Below are 340 nucleotides of genomic sequence, written 5' to 3' on the forward strand. Positions count from 1 at the left end.
ATTATTGGAGCCGGTGCGATTGGTCTGATGGCAGCATTGAGCGCATTGCGCTACGGTGCGACGCCAATTCTGATCGATATCGTGGACGAACGACTTCAGTACGCAAAATCACTGGGCGTGCCTTACGTCATCAATCCGTCGAACACTCAGGTTGTTGAGGCGATAAAAGATATCACACAGGGGACGATGGCACAGGTTGTCGTCGAAGCATCTGGTGCCAACAGTGCAATTCGCGAAACGCTGGATCTTGCTTCGTTTGCGGGTCGTATTGCTTTCACCGGCTGGCCAAAACAGGAGACATCGTTACCCACTAACCTGATCACGTTTAAAGAGTTGGATC

Annotated in this window: 1 protein-coding gene; it reads left to right on the top strand. The window is 51.2% G+C overall.

Annotated features, from left to right (window positions below; genetic code table 11):
- On the top strand, positions 1 to 340 hold a 340-nt coding region (locus tag FDX22_RS30995), incomplete at both ends, for a zinc-binding dehydrogenase (RefSeq protein WP_255432900.1).

Source organism: Citrobacter sp. TBCS-14 (assembly GCF_005280805.1).
In the GTDB taxonomy this organism is placed as follows: domain Bacteria; phylum Pseudomonadota; class Gammaproteobacteria; order Enterobacterales; family Enterobacteriaceae; genus Citrobacter; species Citrobacter gillenii.